Annotated in this window: 20 protein-coding genes and 1 riboswitch; of the genes, 5 read left to right on the forward strand and 15 right to left on the reverse strand. The window is 62.0% G+C overall.

Annotation, left to right across the window (positions count from 1 at the left end; genetic code table 11):
• Positions 1–2: 2 nt before the first annotated feature.
• From AC1Q6D_RS12180 to AC1Q6D_RS12215, 8 genes are all read right to left on the reverse strand, one after another.
• Positions 3–1490: a sensor domain-containing diguanylate cyclase gene (locus AC1Q6D_RS12180; protein WP_103405159.1), complete on the reverse strand. Its 1488-nt coding sequence runs from the start codon at positions 1488–1490 to the stop codon at positions 3–5.
• A 138-nt stretch (positions 1491–1628) separates the two neighbouring features.
• Positions 1629–3407, reverse strand: coding sequence for an allophanate hydrolase (atzF, locus tag AC1Q6D_RS12185; protein ID WP_103405160.1), 1779 nt, complete (start codon positions 3405–3407; stop codon positions 1629–1631).
• Between the two features lie 24 nt (positions 3408–3431).
• Positions 3432–7076, reverse strand: a complete 3645-nt coding sequence (gene uca / locus AC1Q6D_RS12190; RefSeq protein ID WP_103405161.1) for an urea carboxylase — start codon at positions 7074–7076, stop codon at positions 3432–3434.
• A gap of 286 nt (positions 7077–7362) precedes the next feature.
• Entirely contained in the window at positions 7363–8013 is a 651-nt protein-coding gene (locus tag AC1Q6D_RS12195; RefSeq protein WP_047526735.1) for an urea amidolyase associated protein UAAP2, read from the reverse strand.
• A gap of 11 nt (positions 8014–8024) precedes the next feature.
• Positions 8025–8750 (reverse strand): urea amidolyase associated protein UAAP1, encoded by a 726-nt coding sequence (locus tag AC1Q6D_RS12200; RefSeq protein WP_103405162.1) that lies wholly within the window; start codon positions 8748–8750, stop codon positions 8025–8027.
• A 13-nt stretch (positions 8751–8763) separates the two neighbouring features.
• Positions 8764–9552 carry an ABC transporter ATP-binding protein gene (locus AC1Q6D_RS12205; RefSeq protein ID WP_103405163.1) on the reverse strand — a complete coding sequence of 263 codons (789 nt, stop codon included), beginning with the start codon at positions 9550–9552 and terminating at the stop codon, positions 8764–8766.
• Positions 9549–10364: an ABC transporter permease gene (locus tag AC1Q6D_RS12210; protein WP_103405164.1), complete on the reverse strand. Its 816-nt coding sequence runs from the start codon at positions 10362–10364 to the stop codon at positions 9549–9551. The genes AC1Q6D_RS12205 and AC1Q6D_RS12210 overlap by 4 nt, the downstream gene beginning before the upstream one ends.
• A 15-nt stretch (positions 10365–10379) precedes the next feature.
• A complete protein-coding gene (locus AC1Q6D_RS12215) occupies positions 10380–11447 on the reverse strand; it encodes a putative urea ABC transporter substrate-binding protein (RefSeq protein WP_103405165.1) in 1068 nt (355 codons plus the stop codon).
• A 60-nt stretch (positions 11448–11507) separates the two neighbouring features.
• Positions 11508–11608: riboswitch (guanidine-I (ykkC/yxkD leader) on the reverse strand.
• 277 nt (positions 11609–11885) lie between these two features.
• On the opposite strand from AC1Q6D_RS12215, the gene AC1Q6D_RS12220 reads away from it, so the two are divergent.
• Both AC1Q6D_RS12220 and AC1Q6D_RS12225 read left to right on the forward strand, forming a co-directional pair.
• On the forward strand, positions 11886–12131 hold the full coding sequence (locus AC1Q6D_RS12220; protein ID WP_103405166.1) for a hypothetical protein: 246 nt from the start codon (positions 11886–11888) through the stop codon (positions 12129–12131).
• Between the two features lie 167 nt (positions 12132–12298).
• Positions 12299–12751 (forward strand): hypothetical protein, encoded by a 453-nt coding sequence (locus AC1Q6D_RS12225; RefSeq protein WP_103405167.1) that lies wholly within the window; start codon positions 12299–12301, stop codon positions 12749–12751.
• A gap of 111 nt (positions 12752–12862) precedes the next feature.
• Here the strand turns inward: AC1Q6D_RS12225 and dspII are convergent, their stop codons facing one another.
• Entirely contained in the window at positions 12863–13975 is a 1113-nt protein-coding gene (dspII, locus tag AC1Q6D_RS12230; RefSeq protein WP_103405168.1) for an enoyl-CoA hydratase/isomerase DspII, read from the reverse strand.
• Between the two features lie 132 nt (positions 13976–14107).
• Here dspII and ung point away from each other — a divergent pair, with 132 nt between their 5' ends.
• The gene (gene ung, locus AC1Q6D_RS12235) at positions 14108–14800 is read left to right on the forward strand and encodes a uracil-DNA glycosylase (RefSeq protein ID WP_103405169.1); all 693 of its coding nucleotides are present in this window, start codon (positions 14108–14110) and stop codon (positions 14798–14800) included.
• A gap of 28 nt (positions 14801–14828) precedes the next feature.
• On the opposite strand, the gene AC1Q6D_RS12240 is transcribed toward ung, so the two are convergent.
• From AC1Q6D_RS12240 to AC1Q6D_RS12260, 5 genes are all read right to left on the reverse strand, one after another.
• Complete coding sequence (locus tag AC1Q6D_RS12240; RefSeq protein WP_103405170.1) at positions 14829–15863, reverse strand: AbrB family transcriptional regulator; 1035 nt, start codon at positions 15861–15863, stop codon at positions 14829–14831.
• A complete protein-coding gene (locus AC1Q6D_RS12245; protein WP_103405171.1) occupies positions 15856–17370 on the reverse strand; it encodes a tripartite tricarboxylate transporter permease in 1515 nt (504 codons plus the stop codon). The genes AC1Q6D_RS12240 and AC1Q6D_RS12245 overlap by 8 nt, the downstream gene beginning before the upstream one ends.
• 1 nt (position 17371) lies before the next feature.
• Positions 17372–17830 carry a tripartite tricarboxylate transporter TctB family protein gene (locus AC1Q6D_RS12250; protein ID WP_047526749.1) on the reverse strand — a complete coding sequence of 153 codons (459 nt, stop codon included), beginning with the start codon at positions 17828–17830 and terminating at the stop codon, positions 17372–17374.
• A 62-nt stretch (positions 17831–17892) separates the two neighbouring features.
• A complete protein-coding gene (locus AC1Q6D_RS12255) occupies positions 17893–18870 on the reverse strand; it encodes a Bug family tripartite tricarboxylate transporter substrate binding protein (RefSeq protein ID WP_103405172.1) in 978 nt (325 codons plus the stop codon).
• A gap of 39 nt (positions 18871–18909) precedes the next feature.
• Positions 18910–20199, reverse strand: a complete 1290-nt coding sequence (locus AC1Q6D_RS12260) for an OprD family porin (protein ID WP_103405173.1) — start codon at positions 20197–20199, stop codon at positions 18910–18912.
• A 237-nt stretch (positions 20200–20436) separates the two neighbouring features.
• Between AC1Q6D_RS12260 and AC1Q6D_RS12265 the strand changes: the two genes are divergently transcribed.
• The gene (locus tag AC1Q6D_RS12265) at positions 20437–21108 is read left to right on the forward strand and encodes a response regulator (RefSeq protein ID WP_103405174.1); all 672 of its coding nucleotides are present in this window, start codon (positions 20437–20439) and stop codon (positions 21106–21108) included.
• Positions 21101–22489 carry a sensor histidine kinase gene (locus tag AC1Q6D_RS12270; RefSeq protein WP_103405175.1) on the forward strand — a complete coding sequence of 463 codons (1389 nt, stop codon included), beginning with the start codon at positions 21101–21103 and terminating at the stop codon, positions 22487–22489. Before AC1Q6D_RS12265 ends, AC1Q6D_RS12270 begins: the two co-directional genes overlap by 8 nt.
• Before the next feature lie 56 nt (positions 22490–22545).
• Here the strand turns inward: AC1Q6D_RS12270 and AC1Q6D_RS12275 are convergent, their stop codons facing one another.
• Positions 22546–23367: an HDOD domain-containing protein gene (locus AC1Q6D_RS12275; protein ID WP_103405176.1), complete on the reverse strand. Its 822-nt coding sequence runs from the start codon at positions 23365–23367 to the stop codon at positions 22546–22548.
• Between the last annotated feature and the right edge of the window lie 4 nt (positions 23368–23371).

Here is a 23371-nt window from a genome sequence, read left to right on the forward strand (position 1 = left end):
CGTTAGCCATAGACGGATTGAGGCATTTCCGAGCACGTACGGTTGCGGCCGGATTGTTTGGCCCGATACATCGCATGATCGGCCCGCGACAGCAGGGTGTGCAAGGTGTCGTCGACCCGCAGGGTGGTCAGGCCGATGCTGACCGTCACATGCAGGCTACTGCCGTTGTAGGCATAGCGCTGGTGTGCCACATGCTGGCGGATTTTCTCAGCGATCATCAGACCGGACTCACCGTCGGTGTCCTTGAGCAGCACGATAAACTCTTCGCCGCCCCAGCGGCAGACGATGTCGGATTGGCGCAGGCAGCTCTCCAGGTCCCGTGCGAAGCCGATCAGCACCTGGTCACCGGCCAGGTGGCCGTAGGTGTCGTTCAACGCCTTGAAGTGGTCCAGGTCCAGCAGCAACGCGGTCAGCGGTTTGGGTTCGCGCTGGGCTTCCTGCATCGCTTGTGCGGCCAGCAGGTCGAAGCCGCGACGGTTGGGCAATTCGGTCAGGCTGTCGAGGGTGGCCTGGGCCTGGATCTTGTCCTGATAGCGTTTGAGTGCCCGGTTGAGCAGTGTGAGCACGATCAGCGTGACGATCAGGCAGATCAGCAGATTGAGGTAGAGCGAGCGACGGATGTCACTGAGGTCGCCGTCTTCGAGTTTGTCGACGAACAAATACCAGTTCAGCTCCGGGATGAACCGCACATTGAGAAAATGCCCCTGGCCCGCGCCGGAGTACTCGTAGCTGCCGCTGTGGGGCTTGGGCAACTGGCTGACCAGGTTCTTCATGCTGTCTATTTCACTCAGCGATTGTCCGACCCGGGCGCCTTGTGGGCCACCCTCTGCACCGGTCAGCACCACGCGTCCGAAGGTGTCGACGAAATACACGCTGCGCTGGTAGTGCTGCTGGTACTTGTCGATCAGCTTGATCACCGCATCGACGGTCAGGCCGACACCGGCCGCGCCGATGAACCGGTTGTTGTAGTCGTAGACCTTGTAGTTGATGAAGACGGTCAGGTTGTCTTTGTTGGCCAGGTCGGGATCGACGTTGATCTCGTAGGGATCCTTCATGTCGCGCACACGAAAGTACCAGGCATCGCGGGGCTCGGTGCTCTTGACCTGTTTCAGTACGCCCTTGGCGTGGTAGTAGGTCAGGCTGGCGTCGGAGATGAAAAACGCCGTGTAGGCGCCGTAATGGGTCATGACCTCGTTGAGGTAGCGGGTCATCGGCGTGGGGTCGCGTTCGCCGTTGACCACCCAGTCGCGCATGAAGGTGTCGCGGGACATCATCGAGGAAATCAGGATCGGTCGGACCAGGTCTTTCTGGATTTCCGAGTAGACCGTGTCAGAAGTCAGTGGCAATTCAGTATTGACGATGCTGTCGCGGATTGACGTTCGCGACGCGTGGTAACTGAGAAACGAAGTGGCCAGGAAGCCGGCGCCCAGCAACGCGATCAGCGTGAGAATCAACGAGCGTTGAGAATACAGCGGCGAGCGAAGCGGCATGACACATTCCGTTGGCAGTAATCCGATGGCAGGCATTCTAATGGCACTGCCGGGAAATAACTGCTCCATGTGTGCCACGAATGGTCGTAAATCTTCCCCGGACCTTGTGGGAGCAAGCTTGCTCCCACAGGATCACTGTCAGACGAGGCTTTTCAGATAGGCCCGCCACCCGCCGAAATGACTGATGTCCACCGCACCCTCCAACCCATAGGCCTCGCAGATAAAACCGCTCTCCCAGTGACCATCCGCCAGTTGCACTTTGCCCAGGCCCAGCGGCGCCGGAATGGCGGTCAGGAACGAGCCCAATTCACTGCTCGGCAATTCCCACACTTCTACGGCAATCGCCACGCCGCCTTCGTGCACCCGAACCATGCCTGGACGAAACGGCGGGCCGCCGGCCAGTGCATACAGTTGATAATCAGGCGAACTCTGGGTGGTTTCGACCAGCCGGGCCCCACGACGCTTCAATTGCCAGTTCAGTGCCAGGCCATCGAGGTGCGCGCCGCAGACCACCAGTCGTGCGCGGTCGTTCCTGGCCACTGTCGTCGGTGCCGGGTCGGTTGAACCTTGCTGGCGCTGCAGGCCAGCCGCCACGCTCAACAGGTACTGGTCGGTGAACGCCCGCCCGAACAGCGTCACGCCCCACGGCAGGCCATTGCCCATAAAACCGCTGGGCACGGCGACGGCGGCGTAATCGAGCAGGTTCATGAAGTTGGTGTAGTAACCGAGTTCCGAGTTGCGCAGCACCGGTTCGGCTTCAAGCTCCGCCCGCGTGACGGGGCGGCCGATGGTCGGTGTGAGCACGCAATCAAGACCCTCGAGTGCCTTGTCACACAGGGCTTTGAGCGCTTGCAGTCGATACTGGGCGCGGAAAGTTTGCACCCCGCTGACCGCCGGGGCCTTGGCCAGCACGGCGCGGATCACTGGCAGCACGGCCTCGGGATTGTGCTCCATCAGTTCGCCGGCCACGCTGTAGCGCTCGGCCACCCACGGGCCTTCGTACAGTAGGCGCGCGGCTTCGAGGAAGGGCGACAGATCCAGTTCCACGGCTTCACCGCCCAGGGCCTTGAGGTGCTCGACGGCGTCGGCGAACAACAGCGGCCCTTCAGTGCAGCCGAAGAATTCCAGGTCCTGGGATCGTGGGACACCGAAACGCAATGGACGCAGCGCGCCGAAGGCCGAGCCGTCATTCCACAACGGGTTACTGCGGCTGTACTCGTCCCGTGGGTCGAGGTGCGCAGTGAGCGCCAGCAGTTGGCTGGCTTCCCGCGCGGTGGCGGTAAAAGTGGTCACGCAATCGAGGGTGCGGCAGGCGGGTACCACGCCGGCGGGAGAGATCAGCCCCTTGGTCGCTTTGAGCCCCACCAGATTGTTCAGTGCCGCTGGCACGCGCCCCGATCCCGCCGTGTCGGTGCCCAAGGCAAAGCTCGCCACACCGAGCGCCACGGCCAGCGACGATCCGGCACTGGAGCCACCCGACGGATACTCCGGCAACACGCTGTTCGGGCATGCGCCATAAGGCGAGCGGCTGCCGTTGAGGCCGGTGGCGAACTGGTCAAGGTTGGTCTTGCCCAGTGGCACCGCGCCCAGCGCCAGCAGTTGCTCGACGATGGTCGCCGAGCGCTGCGGCACATAAGCGAAAGCCGGGCAGGCCGCCGTGGTCGCAATGCCCGCCAGATCGATGTTGTCCTTGATCGCGAACGGCACGCCGTACAGTGGCAGGCTGTCGATATCGCGACCGTCGAGGGCGGCGAGGTAGGGTTCCAGTTCTTCGACACTGAGCAAGTGGATGAACAGGTGATAGTCCGGGTTCAGCGCTGCAGCTTTGTCTCGCAGGCTCAGCAGCAGTTGCCGGGGCGTGGTGCTGCCGTCGCGGTAAGCGTTGCGCAGGGCGTCGAGTTGCAGATCGATGTTCATGACGTTCGTCCTTTTCAAATGGGTTCAGTCGAGTTCCAGCACCACGACGCGTTGTCCGGCACGCACCGCCGAACCCGGCTGCACGCGAATCTCCCGCACCACGCCGGCCATCGGCGCGAGCAGCGGGATTTCCATCTTCATCGACTCCAGAATCACCAGCACATCACCGGCCTCGACCCGCGTGCCGGTGTCCACCTGGACCTGCCAGAGGTTGCCGGCGATGTGGCTGTCGACGCTCTGGTGACCGCTGGCCAGCGGTGCGTCTTCGGTGGTTTGCGCGACCAGCTCTTCGCTGTCGAAATGCGCCTGGCCGCTGGCGATCCAGCGTTCGCGTTCGGCATTGAAAGCGCCCTGTTGTTGGCTGCGAAACGCCGCGATGGTTTCGGCTTCCCGGGCCAGAAACGCCTGGTAGTCGGCGAGGTTCAACTGACTGTGTTCGATGTTCAGGTCGAAACGCCCGAGGGGAAAATCCCGACGGATGCGCAGCAGTTCATCGGCGCTCACCGGGTAGAAACGGATCTGGTCGAAGAACCGCAGCAACCAAGGTTTGCCGTCGAACGCGGCGACTTCGCGGTAGCGATTCCACATCTGCAGCGTGCGTCCGACGAACTGATATCCGCCGGGGCCTTCCATGCCATACACGCACATGTAGGCGCCACCGATGCCCACCGAGTTTTCGGCGGTCCAGGTACGGGCCGGGTTGTACTTGGTGGTCACCAGGCGATGGCGCGGATCGAGCGGGGTGGCGACCGGTGCGCCGAGGTACACATCGCCCAGGCCCATCACCAGATAACTGGCGTCGAACACCGTGCGCTGCACTTCATCGAGGTTCGGCAGGTCGTTGATGCGCCGGATGAACTCCAGATTGCTCGGGCACCAGGGCGCGTCCTTGCGCACGGTGGTCATGTATTTCTCGATCGCCAACTGGCACGCCGGGTCGTCCCAGGACAGGGGCAGATGGACGATGCGCGACGGCACTTGCAGGTCTTTGGCCGCGCACACGGCGTCCCATTCGCCGGCGACGATGCCCAGCAGATCGGCCAGCGGCAGTTGCTCGGGCTGGTAGTGCACTTGCAGCGAGCGGATGCCCGGTGTCAGGTCGATCACGCCGTGCAGCTGTTTGCTTTCCAGCGCCTGCATGAGGGCGTGGGCGCGGAAACGCAGGACCAGGTCCAGTTCCGGCGCGCCGATTTCCAGCAGCAGGTGAGTATCACCGGACAGGCGCGCCACCAACCGCGTATCGTCCTGCCCGATATCCAACACCACAGGCGACACAACCGCCTGTGGGAGCTGGCTTGCCAGCGATGGGTCCCAGTCAGGCAACATTGACGTATCTGATACACCGCTTTCGCGGGCAAGCCCGCTCCCACATTGATCCCATTTCAACACGAGGTGGCGGGCGGTTTTGATATCGACCGGCACAAACTGCACCTTGTCCCCGGCCTTGAGCTGCCCCAACTGCCAGAGATCCGCCTCGATCACCGTCACCGGGCAGACAAACCCGCCCAGGCTCGGGCCGTCCGGACCGAGGATCACCGGCATGTCGCCAGTGAAATCCACGGCGCCGATGGCATACGGATTGTCATGGATGTTGGAGGGATGCAGACCGGCTTCACCGCCGTCGGCACGCACCCACTCGGGTTTGGGCCCGATCAGGCGCACGCCGGTTCGGCTGGAGTTGAAATGCACTTCCCACTGGGTGGCGAAGAAGGTGCTGATGTAGTTTTCGGTGAAGTATTCCGGGGCACCATGGGGGCCGTAGATCACCCGGATCTGCCGCACGGCAGGCAGCTCGCAGATTTGAGTTTCAGGCAGTTGCGCACCGACGCGGCGGTCATTCAACGCTGGCACATGCAACACATCACCCGCCCGCAAGGCACGACCGCCATGACCACCAAACTGGCCGAGGGTGAAGGTGCTTTTGCTGCCCAGGTAATCCGGAACCTGCAAGCCGCCACGCAGGCACAGGTAGCTGCGCGCGCCGGCTCCGGCGATGGTGCCCAGGCTCAAGGTGGCTCCGGCCGAAATCAGCAACGCGGTGTTCATCGGCACCGATTCACCGTTCAGCGTCAGGGGAATCACTGCCCCGGTCACTGCCACCACCGCGTCGCAATTGAAGCGCAACAATGGCCCGCTCATGGTGATTTCCAGCGCTGCCGCACCCTCATCGTTACCGAGCAGACGGTTGCCCAGGCGCAGCGCGCGACTGTCCATCGGCCCCGACGGCGGCACGCCCACCGCCCAATAGCCGAGGCGCCCCGGATAGTCCTGAACGCTGGTCTGGGTGCCGGCACTCAGCACTTCGAAGGTGTTGGCCTGATACACCAAGCCTTCCAGGCAGCGGGTCCACGGCTGGCCGCTGGCGAAGGGCGCATCGAGCAGAATCTGCCGTAGGTAATCGCGGTTGGTTTCCACACCGTAGAGCAGGCTGTCGCCCAAGGCCTGATGCAGATCGGCGCGGGCCTGTTCGCGTGTCGGTGCCCAGCTGATGACCTTGGCGATCATCGGGTCGAAGTACGGCGGGATCTCGCAACCGGCCTCCACCCAGGTGTCGATGCGCAGTTGTACACCGTTGGCGGCGGGAAAATTCACAGCCGTCAGCAAGCCTGGACTGGGTTGAAAATCCCGGCCCGGATCTTCCGCATACAAGCGCGCCTGAATCGCATGACCTTCCGGCCTTAATCCCTGACGCAAGGCGTGCAGTGGCGGCAAGTCGCCGGCCGCCAGTTGCACCATCCAGCGCACCAGATCCACACCCCACACTTGTTCGGTAACACCGTGCTCCACCTGCAGGCGGGTGTTCACTTCCAGGAAATAGAAGCGCTGGGCATCACTGTCGAACACAAACTCGACGGTGCCGGCGCTGCGGTAATTCACCGCTTTGGCCAGTTTGATCGCCGCTGCGCAGAGCTCATCGGCCATGCCGTCGGGCAGGTTCGGCGCCGGGGTTTCTTCGAGGACTTTCTGGTTGCGCCGTTGCACCGAGCAATCGCGCACACCGAGGGCGATGACCTCGCCATGGCCATCGCCGAACACCTGCACTTCCAGGTGCCGGGCGCGCTGAATGTACTTCTCGATGAACACGCCAGCGTCGCTGAAGTTGTTCTGGCCAAGGCGCTTCACGGCCTCGAAGGATTCGCTCAACTCGGCCGCGCTGCGGCACACGCGCATGCCGATACCGCCACCGCCGGCGGTGCTTTTGAGCATGACCGGGTAGCCGACCTGCTCGGCGGCGATCAGTGCCGCATCGAGGCTGTCGAGCAACTCGGTGCCTTCGAGCATCGGCACGCCGTGCTGCTTGGCCAGAGCGCGGGCGGTGTGTTTGAGGCCGAACACGCGCAGCTGCTCTGGCGTCGGGCCGATAAACGCAATGCCGGCGCTTTCGCAGGCTTCGGCGAACGCGGCGTTTTCCGACAGAAAACCGTAGCCGGGATGAATCGCCGTGGCGCCAGTGGCCTTGGCGATGGCGAGGATTTTGTCGACCGCCAGATAAGTGCCGGCCGCAGCGCCGTCACCGAGGCTGTGGGCTTCATCGGCGTGCAGGATGTGCAGGCTGGCGGCATCGGCTTCGGAGTAAACGGCAACGCCCTGGACTTGCAGGTCGCGCAAGGTACGCAGGATGCGGCAGGCAATGGCGCCACGGTTGGCAATCAGGACTTTTTCGAACATGGCATAACCCCTGAAGGGGATGCGGGCCGTCCCGCAGTTTTTCGATGAGCGCCGGGGTCGTCCCCGACGGAAAAATCTTTTTTCTTCAACGCTGACCCCTATAGGAGCGAGCCTGCTCGCGATGGACGTGAACGATGACGCGTAGCTCCAGATGCCCAGCGGTGGCCTCTGGTTTTTCGCGAGCAGGCTCGCTCCTACAGTGGCTGGAGGTGTTCTTTAGGTTTGGCGCACTGCCCCGAACGGGCCTGGCACAGGGCAAACAACCAGCGGCGCAAAGGGCTGAGTTTCAGTTCCATACCAGCAGCTCCGCAGGTGTCGGGTTGTAGGCGTTGCACGGGTTGTTCAGTTGCGGGCAGTTGGAGATCAGCACGATCACGTCCATCTCGGCGCGCAGGTCGACGTATTTGCCGGGCGCGGAAATTCCGTCTTCGAAGGTCAGGCCGCCGTCAGCGGTGACCGGCACGTTCATGAAGAAGTTGATGTTCGGCCCGATGTCGCCCTTGCCCAGGCGCCCGTCATGCACGCAGGCGCGCAGGTAATTGTCGCGGCAGCTGTGCATGTAGCGTTTTTCCAGGGCGTAACGCACGGTGTTGCTCTCTTGGGCGCAGGCGCCGCCGAGGGTGTCGTGACGGCCGCAGGTGTCGGCGACGAGGGTCAGCATCGGCTTGCCGAGGTTGGAATACAGCACGCTGCCGGTGCTCAGGTAGACGCTGTTCTGCCGACGCAGGGTGCGTTGCACGTCGTAGCGTTCTTTCGGGTTGGCGACGCTGTAGAACAGGGTGTCGACGGCCTGGTTGCCTTCCAGGTCAAGGATGCGCAGGGTCTGGCCAGCCTTGACCTCCATCAGCCAGGGTTCGCCGGCGGGGATGGTGGCGCGGTAGATCGCGGTTTCTGGCTGCCGGTTGGTGGTAGCGGCGGTGGCGATAGCGAGTGACATGGCAGCGATCCTCAGGCGAACAGACGGTCGGTGTTGATGAAGCCGCGCTCGTTTTCCGGGCGCGAGGTGCGGCAGTGTTCGGCGACGCTGGCGTCGGCGTTCATCCAGCTGAGCTTCAGCGGTTTGGGCGCATAGTCCGGCGACGGGTCCATCGGGTGTTGCAGGGCGGTGAGCACCACCAGGGTGTCCATCGGCGCGTACAGCTCGATGTAATCGCCAGCCTTGGAGTTGCCTTCGACGAAGTGGAAACGCCCGGCATCGTCGACGTTCACCCGGCTGAACAGGTTGAGGGTCATCAGCAAGTCCGACAGGCCCAGCCCCCACTTGCCCAGTTCCACCAACAGGTTGTCGGTGCCATTGCGGAAGAAGCCGTTGCGCAGTTCCTGATAGCGGCCGGCGCCATATTTTTGCGCGACTTCTTCAGCGCACAGTACGCCGCCGAGACTGTCGCTCCAGCCGCAGGTGTCGGCGGTGATGGCGGCCAGTACGCGGCCCATGTCCGAGTACAGGCAATGGCCGGCGGTGAGCTTGGCGGTGTGCTGGCATTTGAGGCTGTCGGGCAGGTTCAGGCGTTCGGTTTTTTCATTGGCGTTGAGCAGTGTCAGGCTGACGTTGGCACCGCCGCGCAGGTCGGTCAGGCGCAGCAGTTGGCCGCGTTTCAATACGAAGGAGCGATGGCCGCCGCCGGGGAGCATTTCTTCGGCGAAGGGCGGGAACAGTTGAGTCGAATCAGTCATTTTCAAAATTCCTCTAAGCGAGACGAAGCGTGCCTGCCAGTGGCATCGGCAGGGCGTCGACGGCGGCACGTTGGGCGCGGCGGTCGCTGTTCAAAGGGATGTCGTAGGTGATGCGCGCGCCATAGGCGCCGGGGGCGTGCGGGTCGACGCGGACCTTGTCGAACACCAGCAGGCGCGTGCCGAGGCTGAAGCCTTCGGACAGGTCATGGGTGACCATGAATACTGTCAGTCGGGTTTCGCGCCACAGCTCCAGCAACAAGGCGTGCATGTCTTTGCGGATGCCCGGATCGAGGGCGCCGAAGGGCTCATCGAGCAGCAACACACGCGGCTTCATGACCAACGCCTGAGCGATGGCCAAGCGTTGCTGCATGCCACCGGAAAGCTGCGCCGGGTACTTGTCCAGCGAGTGCCCGAGGCCGACTTTGTGCAGCAGCACCGAAGCCTGTTCGCGGGCCTCTTTTTTGGCGCTGCCGAACAAACGCCCAAACAGCGGCGAGCGCGGCAGTTCGAGGCCGAGGGCGACGTTGTCCAGTACGCTCAGGTGCGGGAACACCGAATAGCGCTGGAACACCACGCCTCGGCTGGCGTCCGGTTCACCGGCCAGCGGCTGGCCGTCGAGCAGGATCTCGCCGCGACTGGCGCGCTCCTGGCCCAGCAACAGGCGCAGGAAGGTTGATTTGCCGCAACCGGACGCGCCGACCAGGGTGCAGAACTCACCCTCATTGATGTTCAGGTTCAGGCCTTCGAGCACCACCTGGTCGGCGTATTGCTGCCAGACGTTTTTCACCGTGATGAAGCTCATTTGGCCGCCCCCTCATACCAGGGAAACGCGCGACGGGTCAGGTATTTGAGCCCCCAATCCATCAGCCAGGCGAGCAGGGTGATCCACACCACATAGGGCAGAATCACGTCCATGGCCAGGTAGCGGCGCACCAGGAAGATCCGGTAGCCGAGGCCGTCGGTGGAGGCGATGGCTTCGGCGGCAATCAGGAACAGCCATGCCGAACCGAGCATCAGGCGCAGCGAGATCAACAGGCGCGGTAGCAATTGCGGCAGCACCACTCGCAGCATCAGGGTCCAGGTCGAGGCGCCGAGGGTCTGGGCCTTGATCAGCAACTCCACGGGAATGTCCCGGGCGCGTTGTTCCAGGTCTCGGGCCAGGGCAGGGGTGATGCCGATCACGATCAGCATCACCTTGGACAATTCTCCCAGGCCGAAGACGATGAACAGGATCGGCAGGATCGCCAGCGGCGGCACCATCGATAGCACCGTCAGCAGTGGCGACAGCGGTGCGCCGAACAGCGGCAGGGTCCCAGCAGCCATGCCCAGGCACAGTCCGGCCAGCGCGCTGATGCCCAGGCCGATGCCCAGGCGACGCAGGCTGGAGGCGGTGTCCTGCCACAGTACGAACTCGCCGGTGCGGCTGTCGGCGACGAAGGCCAGGCGTTTGACCGCATCGGTCATCTGCACGGCGCTGGGCAGCAACTTGTCGTTGGGGTTGTCCGTCAGCCGCTCGGCCGAGCCCATGAAATAGGCGAACAGCACCAGGGCGAACGGCAGGATCACCAACAACAGGCGACTCGGGCGATCCGGGTGGCGATTGATCAGGCGCATGGCCAAGTCCTCTTCTTACAGCTTGGCGTCGGCGGCCATCTGCACGTAACTCGGATCGAAGCGCAGCTTGAGGTTGCCCTTGTCGCCGCTGGTCACGCCGTTGGCGAAGGCCATGCCGACCGCGCTGGTGTCCTTGGCGCCTTCACCCAGCAAGCCATGCTGGAAGGAGAACTCGGCGACCCTGCGCATGGTTTCCGGCAATTGCTTGCTGGTGCTGAACGCCAGGGCCTCTTGAGGCGTGGCGAACAACTTGGTGGTGTCCAGCTGAGCCTGGAAACCGGCCAGGTCAGTGCCCGAGGCTTTGGCCATGTGTTCCAGCGCGCTTTTGCTCGCGGCGTTTTTCGCGTTCATCAGTTCGACGACTTCGAACCAGGCGCCGGTCAGGGCTTTGCCCAGGGCCGGGTTGTCTTTGAGGGTCTGGGAGTTGACCACCATCATGTCCATGATTTCGCCGGGGATCTGGCTGGAGTTGAACACTTCGGTCACCGCAGGCTTGGCCTTGATGTCCGAGAGCATCGGGTTCCAGGTGGTCACGGCGTTGACCTGAGCGGTGTTGAAGGCCGCCGAGATATCGGCGTCGGAGGTGTTGACCACTTTCAGGTCTTTCTCGGTGAGGTCCACCGAATCCAGGGCACGGGCCAGCAGGTAATGGGACACCGACAATTCGACGAGGTTGACGTCCATGCCCTTGAGGTCGGCGACTTTCTTGCCCTCGCCCTTGAGCACGATGCCGTCATTGCCGTTGGAGAAGTCGCTGACGATCAGCGCGGTGCTGTCGACGCCACCGGCGGCGGGGATGGTCAGCGCATCCATGTTGGTCATGGTGCAACCATCGAACTGGCCGGCGGTGTACTGGTTGATCGACTCGACATAGTCATTGAGCTGCACCACATCGATCTTGATGCCGTACTTCTTCGCCCATTTGTCGACGATGCCTTGGCTGCCAGCGTATTCCCAGGGCATCCAGCCGGCGTAGATGGTCCAGCAGACGCTGAAGTGGTCTTTCTGCGCGGCTTGGGAAGAGAGGCTCACGAGGGCGGCGAAGGCAGCGGCGAGCAAGGCGGGTAAACGAAGCTGGGACATGGTGGTTCTCCAGTTGGTCAAGGACGGACAGGAAGGCAGCGGCACCGCGAACGGTGGCTTGTCTCCCGGGCTTTTGTCCCGCCGTGTAACCTCAACTGGAGGTCGCCAACTCTCGGACCAGTCACTCGCGATTGCGAGCCGGAACCCTAGTCAGCCATTGCAAATTGTGGTGCCGCGAACCTGTAGTGACTCCTGCACGCTGTTGTTAAAGCGAGAGCCGTGCCAAGTCGCTTGAAGCGCTCTGGAATGCGGCTCAGGCCTCAGGTGCGTAGGCCGGCAGGGGGAAGGGCTGCCTTGTGATGGTGCATGCGCGCACCGCAATGGGACGTGCCGGCCACTGATCCGAAGGCCGGCAGGGCACTGCACTCGGACGCGGATTGCGAGTCAAAACAGGTGTCAGTCGGTTTGTCCCGACGGCGGGTCTTTCAGGAGGCCGCCATGTTTCGTCGTATGTTGCTGGTCGTTGTGCTCGGTCTGGGGCTTTGCAGCTGTTATTACTACGCCGGCCCCTACGATGTGTATCCCGCGCCTTATTACTATCCTGGCTACGCGCCTTATTCCTACTATTACGGCCCCGGTTACTACTACGGTGGCCCACGTTTCTATGGGGGCTATCGCTATTACTATTGGGGCGGGCATGGGGCGCGTTATTACCGCGGTGGATACCACGGTGGTCACCATTAATCAGCGGTTGAATGGATGAAAAAACTTTCACCGACGAGATGTTTCAAGTTGTTACTGAATCGCACCAGATCCGGAATTTGATGTCAGATGTTTCGACAGTCACCGAATCATCGACTGTCGCCTGCCAGCGTCGCTGGTGTGGCTCACCCGCGGTCCAGGAGGCCGCCATGCTCTATCAAAAAAAGCTGCGCCGAATTCTACTGATTGCTGTGTTGGGATTGTCCGTGGGTGGATGCGTGGCTTATCCCGATGGAGGAGACGGTTATTACAGTTCCGAGGTCTACACCTCGCCAGCGCCGGCCTATTACGCCGGCGGCAGTTCCTACTATTCCAATGGCGGCGGTTACTATTCGCCCCCGGCACGGTATTACGCGCCGCCTGCGCGGTACTATCAGCCAACCCCGCGCTATTACTCGCAACCGCGGATCTATCAACCGGCTCCGCGTTACTACCAGCCGTCACGGGCCGACTACCGGGCGTATCAGAATCGCGGCTGGGACGGCCGTAACCGCGGCGATTGGGACAATGACCACCGTGGAGGCGGCCGCAACCACAATCACGATGACCGAGGCGACCATAACGGTCGGGGCAATCACGACGGCCGGGGTGACCACCGTTAATCCGACCTGAACGAAATTCCCTGTAGGAGCGAGCCTGCTCGCGATGGAGGATCAGTCACCACAGCGGTAACTGACCCAGCATCGCGAGCAGGCTCGCTCCTACAGTTTTATTTAATACTCCGATAGATCCGCCAGTGGATGGCGCCCCTCCCAAACTTTATGGAAATGCGCCTCCACCACGGCGTCCGGCACGTTGTTGATATCGGGCCAGTGCCAGTGAGGCTTTTGATCCTTGTCGATCAACCGTGCACGCACGCCTTCGCTGAACTCCGGATGACGACAGCAGTTGAGGCTCAGGGTGTATTCCATCTGGAAGACCTGAGCCAGCGACATATGCCGCGCGCGGATGATCTGTTCCCACACCAGCCGCGCGGTCAGCGGCGAACCTTCGCTCAGGGTTCGCGCAGCGCGGCTGAGCATCAGGTCCGGGTGATCGCGCAGCGCGCTGATGGCCTTCCAGGCGCAACCCACATCACTGACATCCAGCAATTCATCGATGCGCTCGCGTCGCGGCAACCATTGGGCTTCGGGCAGGTGCGCGACGGCCTCCTGCTGCAAGGCCTTGAACAGACTGTTGAGCTGCCTCGGCGTCTGTTCCTGCCAGTTCAATTGCAACAAGCCTTCGATCAGTGCCTCTTGCTGTTCATCGAGCAGGAAACGGTCGGCCAGGTCCAGATCGATCGCATCACGCGCGTTCATGTGGGCGCCGGTCAGGCCAAGGAACAAGCCGAGCTTGCCGGGCAGGCGTGACAGGAACCAACTGGCTCCGACATCCGGGTACAGGCCAATACTGATCTCCGGCATCGCCAGGCGACTGCTTGGCGTGACAATGCGAATGCTCGCCCCTTGCAGCAGGCCCATGCCGCCGCCAAGCACATAGCCATGGCCCCAGCAGATCAAAGGTTTGGGGTAGGTGTGCAGGCTGAAGTCCAGGCGATACTCCGCGGCAAAGAACTGCGCGGCCAAGGGTGGCACTTCGCCGGGATGGGCGCGACAGGCCTCGACCAGGCTGCGCACTTCGCCGCCGGCGCAAAAAGCCTTGGCGCCGTTACCGCGCAACAAGACGCAGACGATTTGCGGCTCGTTGGCCCAGGCGTCCAGTTGAACGCGCAAGGCCTTGATCATCGGCAAGGACAGGGCGTTCAGCGACTTTTCGGCATCCAGGCTGGCGATACCGATACGGGCGCCGTCGGTGCCGGTGAGTTCTTCGAAGTGCAGATTCATCGTGACCTCGATCGGGAATTTGAGGGTTAAGTATGATCGTTGTGTGGGAAAGTGCCGGATCTGCGTCAGATCAATTGACAAGCGTGGTGGGCCTTCTTAGGGTTCGCCCCATTGTTTTTACCGGATATGACCATGACTGCCGACGACCGTATCAAACTCGAACCGAGCTGGAAGGAGGCGCTGCGTGCCGAATTCGACCAGCCCTACATGGCGCAGTTGCGAAAATTCCTGCAAGAGGAGCGGGCGGCCGGCAAGGAAATCTATCCACCGGGCCCGATGATTTTCAACGCGCTCAACTCGACGCCGCTGGACAAGGTCAAGGTCGTCATCCTCGGCCAGGACCCGTACCACGGTCCGGGCCAGGCGCACGGTTTGTGCTTTTCGGTGCAACCGGGTGTCCCGGCGCCGCCATCGCTGGTGAACATCTATAAAGAGTTGAAGCGTGACCTGAACATCGACATCCCCAACCACGGCTATCTGCAGAGCTGGGCCGATCAGGGCGTGTTGATGCTCAACACCACCATGACGGTCGAGCGCGCCAATGCCAATGCGCACAAGGACAAGGGCTGGCAGTTTTTCACCGATCGGATCATAGAAGTCGTCAGCCAGCAGCAACCGCACCTGGTGTTCATGCTGTGGGGCGCCCATGCCCAGAGCAAGCAGAAGCTGATCGATGCGACCAAGCATTTGGTCCTGACGTCGGTACACCCGTCACCGTTGTCGGCTTATCGTGGCTTCCTCGGGTGCGGGCACTTCAGTCGGACCAACAAATTCCTGGAGCAGAATGGCGAGACGCCGATCGAGTGGCGTTTGCCGCCGGTTTAGAACGGCTGAGGGCTTTTGTGGCGAGTTTTCACTCGGGATTCCGGTTCCAATACTTGAACAACGGCTCCGCCAGAAACAGCACAAACAGCAGTCGCATCACCTGCATCGCGGTCACCAGCGGCACCGACAGTTGCAGGGTTTCCGCCGTCAGGCTCATCTCGGCAATCCCGCCGGGCATCATGCCCAGGGTCAGTGAACGCAGATCCAGACGGGTCAGCGCGCTCAAGCCCAATGCCGCCGCCGTGGCGATCAGCATGGTCAGCACCGTGCCGATGAGGGTGCGGCCCATGAACGATGGCGCGCGTCGGAAAAACTCCCGATTGAAGTGACAACCCAGGCCGCTGCCGATCAGCCACTGACCGATCTGACTGCCACCCTGAGGCAAGCCGATGTGCAAATCCCAACCAATGCTCACTGCCGCGCTCACCAGCAACGGGCCGAACAGCCAAGGGTTGGGTTGACGCAAACGCTCCCAGATCCACGCCGCCAACGCGCCGGCCGGGAACAGCAGGGCCAGCCAGCGCCAGTCCACGGCGGTGGCATGGGAGACTGGTGCACCGTCGCCCAATAAATACTTGAATGCGGCCGGCACACAAAGCACGACCACCAGTACCCGCAGACTTTGCCCGGCGGCAACGCGGCTGAGCACCGCGCCATTGCGTGTGCCGAGGTTGACCATCTCCCCGGAGCCGCCGGGCATGCTGGAAAAGAATGCGGTGGCGCGATCCTCACCGGTGCGCCGCATCAACCAGACCCCGACCACCGCGGACAGGCTGGTGACCAATGCGCCAAAGAAGATCAGCCCGAAATGACTGAGCACCTGCTCCATCACCACCGGGGTGAAGTGCAGGCCGATGCCGATACCGACGACCCACTGGCCGCACTTGCGGCCACCAGGGATTTCCGCCAATTGCCAAGGGGTCAGGCAGCGCACCAGGATGATCGCCAGCAACGAGCCGACCATCCATGGCAGCGGCCAGCCGACCTGGCTGGCGAGGTAACCGCCGAGCAGGCCGACCAGCGGTGTACCCCACCAGTGTTTGAGGGGTAATCGGTCAGACATCGGCGATAGCGCGTTGCGCGGCCGAACGTTTACGCCAGATACGGATGATCGGCATCAACAGCATGATCGCCGTCAGGACCCAGCACCCGAAGGTGATTGGGCTCGACCAGAGGATTTCCAGCGCTCCGTTGGAAATCGACAGGGCACGACGCAGGTTCTGCTCCATCAAGCCACCGAGGATGAAGCCCAGCAGCAGGGGCGACAACGGGAAATCCAGCTTGCGCAGGATGTAGCCGAAGATGCCAATGCCGATCATCAGGAACAGGTCGAAGGTGGTCGCGTGCACCGCGTAGACGCCGATCCCGGTAATGATGGCGATCACCGGCACCAGTGCCCAGTTCGGCACGGCGAGGATGCGCGTGAAAATACGGATCATCGGGATGTTGAGGATGACCAGCATGATGTTGGCGATGAACAACGAGGCAATCAGGCCCCAGACGATGTCGGGTTGCTGTTGGAACAACAGCGGCCCAGGCGTGATGTTGTACAGCGAGAGTGCGCCGATCATCACCGCCGTGGTGCCCGAGCCGGGCACACCGAGGGTCAACATCGGCACCAGTGCGCCACAGGCTGCGCCGCCAATGGCGGTTTCCGGTGCGGCCAGGCCGCGCATATCGCCTTGGCCGAACGTACCCTTGGCGCCCGCGATGCGTTTCTCGGTCATGTAGGCTACGGCACTGGCCAGGGTCGCACCGGCACCTGGCAACACGCCCATGATGAAGCCGAGTACGCCGCAACGAATGTTCACCACGAACACCGATGCCGCTTCCTTGAAGTTGAACATCATCCGTCCGGTGGCTTTCACCGCTTCCTGACCGTGATGGGTCTTTTCCAGCAGCAGGAGGATTTCGCTGATGGAGAACAGGCCCAGCACCAGCACCACGAATTGAATGCCGTCGGTCAGGTGGATGTTATCGCCGGTGAAACGGTAAACGCCGCTATTGGCGTCGATGCCGACGGTCGACAGGAACAGGCCGATCAGTGCTGCTATGAAGGTCTTGAGCGGACGATCACCGGCCATGCCACCGAGACAGACAATCGCGAACACCATCAGTACGAAATATTCCGCCGGTCCGAAGGCAATCGCCCATTTCGCCAGCAGCGGGGCGAACAGCACCATGCCGCAAGTAGCGATGAAGGCACCGATGAACGAACTCCACGCCGACAACGACAAGGCCACGCCGGCCAGGCCTTTTCGGGCCATCGGATAGCCGTCGAGGGTGGTCATCACGGTGGAGGCTTCACCAGGGATGTTCAGCAGGATCGAGCTGATCCGGCCGCCGTATTCGCAGCCCAGGTACACCGCCGCCAACAGGATCAGTGCCGACTCCGGTGGCAGGCCGAGGGCGAATGCGATCGGGATCAGCAGTGCCACGCCGTTGATCGGCCCCAGGCCTGGCAACAGGCCCACGACCGTGCCGATCAGGGTGCCGCAGAGGGCGGTCACCAGGTTGTACGGGCTCAGCGCAACGCCGAAACCCTGACCCAAATAGCCAAGAGTATCCATATCAGTTCTCCAGAACGTCGAGCACGCCAAGGGGCAGCGGCACGTCCATCAACTTGTCGAACAGCAGGTAGAGGCCGACGGCCATCAGGCTGATGATCACGACACTGGGCAGCCAGCGGCCGCCATACAGGCGCGCCATCGGCACGCCGGTGAGGATGCTGGCGACGATGAAACCGAGGGGTTCGAAGGTGCCGGCGAAGACCAGTAACAGCACCACGCAGAGGCCGATTTTGTTCAGGGTTGCGCGATCCAGTGGCGGCTCGTCAGCGCTGTGCTTGATCGGTGCCGGGCGAAAAACCATGTACAGCAGCGCCGCACTCATCAGACCGAGCATCAACAGCGGAAAGGCCCGAGGCCCCACCGGTTCGTAGGAAAAAGCCGCTTGATACGGCCAGGCCATCAGCGCCAGGCCAACACAGGCCAGCAACAGCACCGATGCAAAAATGCGTTGTAAGAGCATGGGGAACTCCTGGGCCGCGGCCCCGCAAACCGGAGCCGCAGCCGCTAGCTAGACAGAGGCGATCACTGAATCAGGCCGAACTCTTTGGCCAGCACCTTGTAATCCGCCACTTGCTTCTTCACATAGGTGTCGAGCTCCGGGCCGGTCATGGCGAACGGAAACAGTTCCCGCTGATCGCGCAACTTGGCGAAGTCTTCGGAAGCCAGCAGCTTGTCAAAGGCCGCTTTCCACCAGGCGTAATCTTCATCGCTGACTTTCGGCCCGAGGTAGAAACCGCGAACCACCGGCCAGACGATGTCGTAGCCTTGTTCCCTGGCGGTCGGGATGTCTTTCATTTCCGGCTCGTCGAGACGCTTGTCGGCGAACACCGCCAGCAAGCGCATATCGCCGCTCTGGATGTGCGGCATGGAGTCGGAAATGTCGGTGCTGCCGACCTGGATGTGGCCGCCGAGCAGGGCGGTCGCGATTTCACCGCCACCTTCGAGGGCGACGTAACGCAGGTCGCGCGGGTTGATCCCGGCGGCCTTGGCGATCAATGCGGTTTGCATCCAGTCCTGGCTGCCGACCGTGCCGCCGGAACCGATCACCACTTTGCTCGGATCTTTCTTCAACGCCTGCACCAGATCGTCCAGGGTCTTGTAGGGCGAATCGCTTTTCACCGCGATGGCGCCATAGCTGGTACCCACGGCGGCGAGCCAGCGCACGTTGGTTTCATCGAAACGCCCGAACTTGCCTTGCGCCAGGTTCAACAGCGAACCGCTGGACCAGGCCACCAGGGTGCCGGCATCGGCCGGACGCTGGGCGACGACCGCGTTGTACGCCACCGCGCCGACGCCGCCGGGCATGTAGGTCACGCGCATCGGTTTGGTCAGCAATTTTTCGTTGACCAGCGCGCTTTGCGCCAGTTTGCAGGTCAGGTCGAAACCACCCCCTGGCGAGGCCGGGGCGATGCATTCGGGGCGTTTGGGCTCGGCGAGCGCCTGGCCGGTGAACAGCAGGACGCTGGCGGCGAGGGCGATTTTACGCATTGACAGGTTCATTCAAGTCTCCTTGGGAGTTGTTGTTATGGACGTACTGAATTACCAAAGGGCAACGCTATAGCTCACCAGCAGACGCACTTCATCGGCATCGCGAGCGGAGTAGTTGGAACGGTAGGTGGCATTGCGCAGGCGGACGGCAACATCCTTGAGTGCGCCGCTTTGTACAACATATTTAATCTCGCTGTTGCGTTCCCATTCCTTGCCTTCGTCACCGTTCTTGAGCTTGATGTTGTCACCGCTCACGTAACGGCTCATGAAGCTGAGGCCAGGGATGCCGAGGGTGACAAAGTCAAAGTCATAACGCGCCTGCCAGGAGCGCTCTTCGGCGCCGGCAAAGTCGTTGATCTGCACGAAGTTCACCAGGTACGGGTCGCTGCCATCCACATAGGGGAACGCGCTGTCGCCGGACATGTGCTGGTAGCCCGCGCTGAATTTGTGCCCGCTCAAGGCGTAGCTCACCAGGCCATTGAGCGACTTGTTGTCGATCTTGCCGCCACGGGCCTGGCCCTGGTCGTCACTGATGGCAAACCGCAGGTCGCTGGCAAAGGTGCCGGGGCCGAACGGCTTGGAAGCGACCAGCCCGAGAAAGTGCTGGTTGTAGACGTCATCGAGTTGGGCGAAGTGGTAGCTGCCGGTGATCTTGTCGGTGAACTTGTAGTCCACGCCGCCAAAGTCGAAGTGTTTGCCGGCCACCGTGCCGGCGAAGCGGCTGTTCTTGTTGTTGAGGGCAATGTCCTGGAAGTCGGTGCTGTCGCGATCCTTGGCCTTGTCCAGGCGCCCGCCGGTGAAAGTCAGGTTCTTGATTTCTTTGGAAGTCAGCATGCCGCCCTCGAAGGTCTGCGGCAGGATGCGCCCGTCGTTGGGCTTGAGGATCGGCAGCTCCGGAATCAGGGTGCCGACTTTCAGCTCGCTGGCGGAGATCTTCATTTTTCCGGTCAGGCCGAGCTTGGAGTATTCGTTGACGGCGCGCCCATCGTCGGTCGGCAACAGGCCGGTCCCCGTACGGTCCGGGCTTGAGTCGAGCTTGACCCCCATCATGCCCAGTGCGTCGACACCGAACCCCACGGTGCCATCGGTGTAGCCCGATTTCAGATTGAGCATGAAGCCCTGGGCCCACTCATCACGCTTGGACTGTTGGGCACTGGTACCGTCGCGAAAATCGCGGTTGAAATACATGTTGCGGGTTTCGAACGTGGCCGAGCTGTCTTCGATGAAGGCGGCCTGGCTCAACGGTGAAAAACCGGCCAGGGCGGCAGCGCTGGCAAGCGCAGTGTGGCTGAAACGGGAGAGGCGGGCAGGCGCGATAGCCTGGGTCTGCAAGGACTGCATGGATGAATGACTCCGTTTATTGTTCTTATTGGTCGAAAACGCTTCGAGGCGTTTTTCGTATCGCTGTGTGGCAGCAGCGACGGCAGCCGAAACTGTCCGTGGCTGGACTGTAACGGGCTAACCTTTCGTTAACCTTTCAGCTGACTTTCACGGTTTTCGGGCTTCACAGCGGCGGTTGCGGCTGTAAACTCCGCGCCAAAGAATGGCGTCGACCATCCCTGAATGAGGTGAAAATTCATGCGTGTCCTGCTCGTCGAAGACCATCTGCAGCTCGCCGAGAGTGTCGCCCAGGCGCTCAAGAGCACCGGGTTGACCGTGGATGTGCTGCACGACGGCGTGGCCGCCGACCTGGCGCTGGGCAGCGAGGAATACGCCATGGCGATCCTTGATGTCGGCTTGCCGCGCATGGATGGTTTCGAGGTGTTGGCGCGTTTGCGCGGGCGGGGCAAGAACCTGCCGGTGTTGATGTTGACCGCACGCAGCGACGTCAAGGATCGGGTCCATGGGCTGAATCTGGGTGCAGACGATTACCTGGCCAAACCTTTCGAACTCACCGAGCTTGAAGCCCGGGTCAAGGCACTGCTGCGGCGTAGCGTGCTCGGTGGCGAGCGCCTGCAACGTTGCGGCGTGCTGGCCTATGACCTGGACACGCGCCGTTTCACCCTTGGCGAAGAACTGCTGACCCTGACTTCCCGTGAACAAGCCGTGCTCGAAGCCTTGATCGCCCGTCCCGGCCGGGTGATGAGCAAGGAGCAATTGGCCTCCCAGGTATTTGGCCTCGACGAGGAAGCCAGTCCCGACGCCATCGAAATCTACATACATCGCTTGCGCAAGAAGCTCGACGGTCAGCCGGTTGCCATCGTGACGTTCCGTGGTCTCGGTTATTTGCTGGAAAGCCGCGATGCATAAGCCCAGCAGCCTGCGCTGGCGGTTGCTGTGGAACCTGGCGCTGTTGTTGGTGGTGTTGATGCTGGCCAGTGGTTTGAGTGCCTACTGGAATGGTCGCGAAGCGGCCGACACCGCTTATGACCGGACATTGCTCGCTTCAGCCCGGACCATCGCGGCGGGCGTGACCCAGCGCGACGGCACGCTGAGCGCCGATGTGCCTTACGTGGCGCTCGACACGTTCGCGTACGACAGTGCCGGTCGGATTTTTTATCTGGTCAACGATATCAATCAGAAGCTGATTTCCGGTTACGAAAACCTTCCGCCACCTCCACCGGGGACACCGCGCACCGATGACTATCCGGCGTTGGCGCGTTTCTACAATGCGACTTACCGAGGGCAGAACGTACGTGTGGTGAGTCTGCTCAAACCGGTCAGCGAACCGAACATGAATGGCATGGCGGAAATTCGCGTGGCGGAAACCGACGAGGCGCGCGTCAGCATGGCCCGCAGCCTGGCGACCGACACGTTGCTGCGTCTTGGCATGCTGGCCATTGGTGCGCTAATGGTGGTGTGGTTCGCGGTCAGTGCCGCGCTACGCCCACTGGAGCGCTTGCGCTCGGCGGTGGAAGAACGCCAGCCGGATGACCTGCGGCCATTGCCATTGGTGGAAGTGCAGCATGAGTTGTGGCCGCTGGTGCGTGCGCTCAATCACTTTACCGAACGCCTGCGCGGGCAGTTCGAGCGTCAGGCGCAATTCATCGCCGATGCCGCCCACGAACTGCGCACCCCATTGGCGGCGCTCAAGGCGCGGCTGGAACTGGGCCTGCGTTCAAGCGAACCGCAAACCTGGCGCAGTACGCTGGAAGCCGCCGCCCAGGGCACCGATCGCTTGACCCATCTGGCCAATCAATTGCTCTCCCTGGCTCGGGTCGAAAATGGCGCCCGGGCGATTGCCGAGGGCGGCGCGCAGCTGCTCGATCTCAGTCAACTGGCGCGTGACCTGGGTATGGCCATGGCGCCATTGGCCCACAAGCGCGGCGTGGCGCTAGCGCTGGAAGCGGACGAGCCGGTGTGGATGCGGGGTGAGCCGACCTTGCTCAACGAACTGTTGAGCAACCTGGTGGATAACGCGCTGGCCCATACGCCACCGGGCGGCAACGTGATTTTGCGAGTCTCGGCACCGGCGGTGCTGGAGGTTGAGGACGATGGACCGGGCATTCCGCTCGATGAGCGTGATCGCGTGTTCGAACGTTTTTACCGACGTAACCAGCAGGTGGCCGGGTCCGGGTTGGGCTTGGCGATTGTCGGCGAGATCTGCCGCGCGCACCTGGCGCAGATCAGCCTGCATGATGGTGAGCACGCGGGGTTGAAAGTGCGGGTGAGTTTTATTGCCGGGGAGTGAGTCAAGCATGTGTGGCGAGGAGGCTGGCGCCCTCGCCACAGGAATTGCATTGATGCTTAATAAAACATCGAGCGTGATTCTTCCAGATCGGCGCACAGGGCTTTGTTGTCGTAATCGATCCCAAGCTTGTTGAAGGCTGGCACGCTGAAGGGGTCGATGCAGGCAAACGGGTGGTCGGTGTCTTTACAGCAGTACAGGCTGGCCACCTGCACCAGATCAACATAATCGATCTGGTCAGACCGTCGCTTGAAGTTCAGGTAGAGCCTCGGCACCTGCACCAGCATGTCCGGAAACTCCCAGACCCTGAGCAATTTGTCGCCGAGCAGCGGATGGATATGGTCGATCACATGGTTGAGGCTGACCGGGTCGGACAATAGATCATAGTGATCTTCGGCGTAAGTCAGGATCGGCAGGACGCCGATTTGATGCACCAGCCCGCCAAGGGCTGCCTGATCGGGCTTGAGCTGGGTGTAGTGGCGACACAACGCATAGCTGACACCGGCGATTTCCAGGCTCTTGCGCCAGACTTCACGCATTTTCTGTTCCACCACCTCGGAGCGGGCATGGAAGATCTGCTCCATGACCAGGCCGATGGCCAGGTTACTGCTGTAGTTGATCCCCAGGCGAGTGACGGCCGTTTGCAACTCGGTAACTTCCTGGGTCGCGCGCAGCAGCGGGCTATTGACCACTTTGATCAGGCGCGCCGACAGCGCGGTATCGCGGCCAATGACCTTGCTCAGGGCGCTGATACTGACTTCAGGGTCCTCTGCCGCCTTGCGAATCTGCAGTGCCACTTCCGGAAGTGTTGGCAGAACCAGGTCATCGTTATCGATGGCCTCAACCAAATCCCTTTGGACCTTTTCCGCCAGCTCACTCATTTCT

This window comes from Pseudomonas sp. MT92, assembly GCF_058792515.1.

What these genes read in the sequence shown, in the direction of transcription:
- AC1Q6D_RS12180 (WP_103405159.1), bottom strand. Translation starts at nt 1,490, where the DNA reads ATGCCGCTTCGCTCGCCGCTGTATTCTCAACGCTCGTTGATTCTCACG.
- atzF (WP_103405160.1), bottom strand. Translation starts at nt 3,407, where the DNA reads ATGAACATCGATCTGCAACTCGACGCCCTGCGCAACGCTTACCGCGAC.
- uca (WP_103405161.1), bottom strand. Translation starts at nt 7,076, where the DNA reads ATGTTCGAAAAAGTCCTGATTGCCAACCGTGGCGCCATTGCCTGCCGC.
- AC1Q6D_RS12195 (WP_047526735.1), bottom strand. Translation starts at nt 8,013, where the DNA reads ATGTCACTCGCTATCGCCACCGCCGCTACCACCAACCGGCAGCCAGAA.
- AC1Q6D_RS12200 (WP_103405162.1), bottom strand. Translation starts at nt 8,750, where the DNA reads ATGACTGATTCGACTCAACTGTTCCCGCCCTTCGCCGAAGAAATGCTC.
- AC1Q6D_RS12205 (WP_103405163.1), bottom strand. Translation starts at nt 9,552, where the DNA reads ATGAGCTTCATCACGGTGAAAAACGTCTGGCAGCAATACGCCGACCAG.
- AC1Q6D_RS12210 (WP_103405164.1), bottom strand. Translation starts at nt 10,364, where the DNA reads ATGCGCCTGATCAATCGCCACCCGGATCGCCCGAGTCGCCTGTTGTTG.
- AC1Q6D_RS12215 (WP_103405165.1), bottom strand. Translation starts at nt 11,447, where the DNA reads ATGTCCCAGCTTCGTTTACCCGCCTTGCTCGCCGCTGCCTTCGCCGCC.
- AC1Q6D_RS12220 (WP_103405166.1), top strand. Translation starts at nt 11,886, where the DNA reads ATGTTTCGTCGTATGTTGCTGGTCGTTGTGCTCGGTCTGGGGCTTTGC.
- AC1Q6D_RS12225 (WP_103405167.1), top strand. Translation starts at nt 12,299, where the DNA reads ATGCTCTATCAAAAAAAGCTGCGCCGAATTCTACTGATTGCTGTGTTG.
- dspII (WP_103405168.1), bottom strand. Translation starts at nt 13,975, where the DNA reads ATGAATCTGCACTTCGAAGAACTCACCGGCACCGACGGCGCCCGTATC.
- ung (WP_103405169.1), top strand. Translation starts at nt 14,108, where the DNA reads ATGACTGCCGACGACCGTATCAAACTCGAACCGAGCTGGAAGGAGGCG.
- AC1Q6D_RS12240 (WP_103405170.1), bottom strand. Translation starts at nt 15,863, where the DNA reads ATGTCTGACCGATTACCCCTCAAACACTGGTGGGGTACACCGCTGGTC.
- AC1Q6D_RS12245 (WP_103405171.1), bottom strand. Translation starts at nt 17,370, where the DNA reads ATGGATACTCTTGGCTATTTGGGTCAGGGTTTCGGCGTTGCGCTGAGC.
- AC1Q6D_RS12250 (WP_047526749.1), bottom strand. Translation starts at nt 17,830, where the DNA reads ATGCTCTTACAACGCATTTTTGCATCGGTGCTGTTGCTGGCCTGTGTT.
- AC1Q6D_RS12255 (WP_103405172.1), bottom strand. Translation starts at nt 18,870, where the DNA reads ATGAACCTGTCAATGCGTAAAATCGCCCTCGCCGCCAGCGTCCTGCTG.
- AC1Q6D_RS12260 (WP_103405173.1), bottom strand. Translation starts at nt 20,199, where the DNA reads ATGCAGTCCTTGCAGACCCAGGCTATCGCGCCTGCCCGCCTCTCCCGT.
- AC1Q6D_RS12265 (WP_103405174.1), top strand. Translation starts at nt 20,437, where the DNA reads ATGCGTGTCCTGCTCGTCGAAGACCATCTGCAGCTCGCCGAGAGTGTC.
- AC1Q6D_RS12270 (WP_103405175.1), top strand. Translation starts at nt 21,101, where the DNA reads ATGCATAAGCCCAGCAGCCTGCGCTGGCGGTTGCTGTGGAACCTGGCG.
- AC1Q6D_RS12275 (WP_103405176.1), bottom strand. Translation starts at nt 23,367, where the DNA reads ATGAGTGAGCTGGCGGAAAAGGTCCAAAGGGATTTGGTTGAGGCCATC.